This window comes from Vitiosangium sp. GDMCC 1.1324, from assembly GCF_003044305.1.
GTDB lineage: Bacteria > Myxococcota > Myxococcia > Myxococcales > Myxococcaceae > Archangium.
The window spans coordinates 1-4859 of the sequence record NZ_PZOX01000064.1; the positions used below are offsets into that span (position 1 = coordinate 1).

4 protein-coding genes are annotated in these 4859 nt (G+C 64.8%); 1 reads left to right on the forward strand and 3 read right to left on the reverse strand.

Annotation, left to right across the window (positions count from 1 at the left end; translation table 11 throughout):
* Positions 1 to 228 precede the first annotated feature (228 nt).
* A complete protein-coding gene (locus tag DAT35_RS57805; protein WP_233262331.1) occupies positions 229 to 795 on the reverse strand; it encodes a hypothetical protein in 567 nt (188 codons plus the stop codon).
* Positions 796 to 1135: 340 nt separating this feature from the next.
* On the opposite strand from DAT35_RS57805, the gene DAT35_RS57810 reads away from it, so the two are divergent.
* Entirely contained in the window at positions 1136 to 1870 is a 735-nt protein-coding gene (locus DAT35_RS57810; protein WP_108077977.1) for an alpha/beta fold hydrolase, read from the forward strand.
* Positions 1871 to 1945: 75 nt separating this feature from the next.
* On the opposite strand, the gene DAT35_RS57815 is transcribed toward DAT35_RS57810, so the two are convergent.
* Together DAT35_RS57815 and DAT35_RS57820 are read right to left on the reverse strand one after the other, a co-directional pair.
* Entirely contained in the window at positions 1946 to 3385 is a 1440-nt protein-coding gene (locus tag DAT35_RS57815) for a YncE family protein (RefSeq protein ID WP_108077978.1), read from the reverse strand.
* Between the two features lies 1 nt (position 3386).
* On the reverse strand, positions 3387 to 3857 hold the full coding sequence (locus tag DAT35_RS57820; protein ID WP_108077979.1) for a DUF305 domain-containing protein: 471 nt from the start codon (positions 3855 to 3857) through the stop codon (positions 3387 to 3389).
* Positions 3858 to 4859: the final 1002 nt, after the last annotated feature.

The window sequence follows — 4859 nt, forward strand, 5'->3', positions numbered from 1 at the left end:
CCCCCGGGGTGAGGGCGATTGTGGAGCACCAGGGCTTGCCCACGGCCTGAGCGAGGTTGGCCCCGGCACGAGGGCCACATAAGGCCGCGTGGTGTTGAGGAGCAAGACAGCCACCAGGCCGGCGGCCCCTGCCAGGCACCTGATGGGAGCGAGGCCTGAGCAGGCGTGTACCCCAAGGGGGTTCAAGCGGTCTGTCCACCGGACGGGAGCATCGCTCGGGAGGCCCCGTCAGCGGCCCTCCTCGGCCCCTCCGCTCCAGCCCTCACCCTCAACAGGGCCTCTCTCCCGCCTATACGTCTGGCGAGGGGCGTAGACGGTGGGCTGGATGCCGCGTACCTCGTCGGTGAAGCCACTGATGCTCTCCGCGAAGCTCGGACACTGGTGCGCCCGGACGAACTTGATGAACGCCTCGGGGTTCGTCTTCCAGTCCATGGGGAAGCCCTCGAGGTTCTCGAAGACCGTGTCGACGCCGGCCTTTTTGAAGAGCTCGACCGCGTCCTCGGTGTACTTGTCGAAGTCGGTGTCGAAGATGCCCTGGTACATGAACCGCGTGTCGTTGTCGAAGAGCACCCAGCGCAGATAGTGGAGCTTGAGGGGCGCGAGCAGCTCGGGGTCACCCTCCAGCGCCTTCGCGAGCTTCTGCCCATAGGCACGGATGGTCTCCGCCGTCCCCGGTTTGACCTTCGCGATGATGGTGAATCCGTAGCACGCCGGTGTCCTCGGCCAGATGGGGCCGTATTTTCCAACTTCCCACGCGTCATCATGTTTCGGAATCGAGACCGCCACGGGGTTCATACCGGGAACGTGGTGGTGTGGTCAGTGAGGGTCAAGGCGTGGCGTGGCCGCATCGAGGCGGGCGCTTGGCCTCCTGCGCTCTTCCGTGCGGGGAGCGTGTCTGCGTTCATCCTGAGGGCTCCAGATCAACGGCGCAGGGCCCCTCGCCTCACCCTGGGGGGATGGGCGGACGTCATATGGGAGTGTCCCCGATGGGATTCGAACCCGTCGGGCTCGGTTACCGCGGATTGCCTGGGCGCTTCTTGGCCAGACGCCGTGGCGCACCACCGCATGCCCAGTCGCAACAGGGTTGACTACCCAACCCCTCGGCCACAGCGTTCACCGGAGAAAGGAGCGGACCATGTCCCCGCAGACCAGACCGAGTATCGTGTTCGCCCACGGCCTATGGGCCGACGGCTCGTGCTTTAGCAAGGTCATCTCCGCGCTTCAGGCGGAGGGGTACGAGGTGGTGTCCACCCAGAACAGCCTCGACACACTCGAAGGCGACGTCGCCGCAGTCATCCGCGCGCTGGGGCGAGTCAGCAGCCCGGCCATCCTCGTCGGCCACTCGTACGGCGGCACCGTCATCACAGCCGCGGGAACCGACGACCGCGTCGCCGGGCTGGTCTACATCGCCGCACTCGCCCCGGACGACGACGAGACGTCGCAGAGCCTGCAGAACCAGTTCCCCACCACGGACGTCTTCTCCCACATCGAGGTCGTGGACGGGCGCGTCTGGCTGCTCCCGGAGGGCATCGAGTGCTTCGCGGGAGACTTGCCCGAGCAGGAGCAGAAGCTCGTCTGGGCGACCCAGGGCGTGCCGGCCGCGGACCTGTTCAACCAGAAGATGGCAGGCACCGCTTGGAGGTCGAAGCCGAGCTGGTACATCGTGGCCAAGAACGACCGCACCGTCCACCCCGCGCTGGAGCGCTTCGTTGCGAAGCGAATGGGCGCCACCACCTATGAGGCCGACAGCAGCCACGTCCCGATGCTCTCCAACCCCAGGCTCGTGGTCGACGTGATCCGTACGGCTGCGAACGCCGTTCAAGGACGCATGGCGGAGCGGGTGCAGTACGAGCATCACCCGTCGCACTGACGCTCGGAACTTGCACCTTCACCAGGCGGGTGCAGGTCTTGGGCGAGCTGGGGCAGGCTCTTGCGTTGGAGGCTGTCACGGCGTCTGGGATTGGATCTGGACCCGCTCGCCAGGCTGTTCCGGAGTGCCTGAGATGATCACCAGAATCCGGCCCGGTTCCTTGCCGCTTCCCTGGAGGATCTGACGGATCGGTCCGACAGCATTGACGATGGCGGCCCCCGCGAGGTTGGTCGTGAAGGCAGCGAGCGGTTCGAGTGGAGCGCCGCCCTTGGGATCGCTGGACATGGCAAGCACGTACGGCCGGTTCGGCGTGAGCCCCGTCACGGCGGCCTGGAGGAACTGCACCAATCCCTGGTTGAACAGCGTGACATGCGTCGCCGGCTTGCCGTCGGCTCCCAGCAAGGAGAGCTGAACGCTGCCGACTGCATCGCCGAGGGGTTGCAGGTTCTGGGTCCCGTCGCCCTTCGGGACCGCGTTCGCCAGGTAAGCAACCCCTTGTGCTCCCTGTCCGATGGGAATCGTTGCGAGCACCTTGTTCGTCAGCGTGTCGATGGCGGTCACGGCATCGCCATTCTCGAGCCCGACGTACAACTCGGTCCCATCGCCCGAGGGCCACAAGCCGTGCGGCAATGCTCCCACTTCAATCGTTGCCACCTGCTCGAAGGTGTCGGTGCGAAAGGCCTTCACCTGATCCAGGCCACCGACCGTCACGTACGCGAACTGGCCATTGCTGTTGCGCACCATGTTCACATGGTTGGTGATGGGCCCCGTCTCCAACACCTTCAACACCTCGAACGGCGGGTTCGCGTTGAAAACCATCACCTTCCCTGAGTCCTTCAGCGTCAGCCAGACTTGTTTGCCATCTGGAGTCGCGGCGATGTTTGGACAAAACGGACTTTCCTGCTTCACACGGCCGACGATGCGCTTGCTGGCCGCGTTGATCACCACCGTCTCGGGGCTGAAGCTCGAGCAGACGTACCCATATTTCCCATCGGGCGAGAAGATCGTCATGCCCGGTCCATTCGGGACGGTGATTCGCGACTTCTCGAGATAGGTCTTGCCATCGAGCACCGCGACGTAGTTTTCGCCGCGCACGGAGACCCACACTTCCTTGCCGTTTGGAGTGAAGAACGCCTCGTGCGGTGAGCGACCCACGTAGGTGACGTGCTTCACCGCATTGGTTTCGGTGTCGATGAAGCTCACGGAGTTCGAGCCGATCGAGACGACGGCCAGCGTATGATTGTCGGGCGAGAACCCCATGCCGTGCACCAGGAGTTGGCCGCGATAGAGCGGGCTTAGGTTGCCGGGCGTGGGGTCTCCGAGTCGGATCACCCCGAGCAGCCGCTTGCTCGTGGGCTCGATGACGGAAACCGTGTTGGAGAACTGGTCGGAAGTATAGAACCGGTCGCGGGCGCTGATCGGGAGGTCCGGGGCGCTCGCGGCGCGTGGAGCCTGTCCCGCCAGGCAGGGCAGGGTGATGAAAAACAGTGCCAGTATCGCATGACGATGTGACATGTCAGTGCTCTTCGTGGGAGTGCGTTGAGACGCTCGGCGGAACGCCGGGGGGAGACGGCAGTTCTTGGAGGATCCGCTGCATCACGGCGATCTCTTCCCGCTGCTCGATGATGATCTCTTGTGCGAGCCGGCGCAGACGCTCGTCTTTGCCGTAACGGAGCTGGATGACCGCCATATCGATAGCACCCTGATGATGAGGGATCATCATCGCCGCGAAATCGCGATCAGGGTCACCCGTGTAGGGGATGTTCATCCCCTTGTGCATTCGAACCATCGCATCATCCATGAGCGAGCGAAACGATTCCGGCGCCGCGGGCTCCGGCACGTACGCGGCGTGTGCATCCGTGTGTTGGGTTGCTCGTCCGGGTGGATGGGCGCACGTCAGGAAGAGAAAGGAGAGGATGCACGGCCCCGTCCAGCGACAGATGCGCCGAAATCGGGTTGTGTGCCTCACGCGGAGCTCGTCTTTCATCAGATCGCCTCAAGTCGGACATCGACTCCTCACCGTTTCCACGGTGGATAGCATGCGTCATACCGAGGCAGGGGAGGGACCCGGCTGATCCCTTGAGTCGCAAATCGTGAATTCCGCACCCCACTGATGATAGGAATCGTTCACTGGTTGCTCGACGAGCGGTGAGATACGCGGGCTCGGGCGAGCGATCGAAGGAGGAATGCAAGAATTGCACTCCCGGCAGCGACCGGCCGTGCGACTTTTCGCCAAATCAGGCATACGAGGATGACATATGAAGCTGAAGAGAGTGGCGCATCAGAAAGATTGGGGAGCAGTTGAGAGGGGGAGGGGCTGGAGCGGAGGGGCAGAGGATGGCCGCTGACGGGGGCCGCCCAAGTTGTGCGCCCGGCGGGTGGAGAAGCCGCGCAGCCCCCTTGGGGTACGCGCCTGCCCAGGCCGCCCTCCCAGGGGGGAGACGACTGGGGGGGTTGGGCCTGTGGGCAGCCTCCGCCGGTACGCCCACCCGCGCTCCTCCACCTATCCCCTCCCCAGCCACACCTCGCCAGGGCACACGCTAACGTCAGTCTCCCACGGGTCTCCGTGGAGCCCCTGCCTGCTTGTGGGGTTCGGGGCCTACGAGAGCAGGATGCGGAGGAGGGTCGCAGCCCGCGCCGGATTGCCCCCTTCCAGGGCCTCCAGGGCCATTGCTACAGCAGACCCGCGCTAGAGCGCGCTCAACACAGCTCGGCGCAGGGCAGGGGGCGGCGTAACCAGCCGGAGCTCCTACGAAAACCGCTCTCGACCGTGCTGGAACTCTCTGGCCGGACGCCTCCAGCGGCGGGTTGGATTCCCGCCGCCTCCACTCTTCAGCTCGCACCCCGCCGCGCTCCCTCAAGCAGGAGAGGAGGAGGTGCGAGCGGGGCGTGAGGCAGCGGCCAGGAAGGAGCGGATGAAGGAGAGGACACCGAGAGTAGAGTGGGCCGAGTTGCTCAGGAGGACGTTGGACTTGGACGTGTTCGGCTG